The organism is Sphingomonas sp. 10B4 (assembly GCF_035019905.1).
Taxonomy (GTDB): Bacteria; Pseudomonadota; Alphaproteobacteria; order Sphingomonadales; family Sphingomonadaceae; genus Sphingomonas; species Sphingomonas glacialis.
In genome coordinates this window covers 1-240 of record NZ_JASJVC010000548.1, presented here as the reverse complement: position 1 = coordinate 240, position 240 = coordinate 1, and the positions used below count along the sequence as shown (strand labels likewise).

At 47.1% G+C, this 240-nt stretch carries 1 protein-coding gene; it reads left to right on the top strand.

Annotated elements, in window-relative coordinates; all coding sequences use genetic code 11:
• Positions 1-16 precede the first annotated feature (16 nt).
• The coding region (locus tag QN347_RS20835; RefSeq protein ID WP_323494551.1) for a hypothetical protein at positions 17-240 on the top strand (224 nt) is incomplete at its 3' end.

Here is a 240-nt window from a genome sequence, read left to right as displayed (position 1 = left end):
GATCAAGGAGTAGTAAATGAAGCAATCAAGAAAACTTTCATCGACATTCCCATCGCGTTTGTCGATGGTTGCTGTCGCTTGCCAGTTGGTTTGCCTGAGCATGTCTGCTTATGCGCAAACAGCACCAACAGCAGAATCAAATGAACCAGTCGATCCAAATCGCGTCACGATCACTGGCAAAAAAGTTGGTATGGGTCTGATGGTGCAAGAAATAGCGCCCAAAGCGCGTAGTACAGTGAC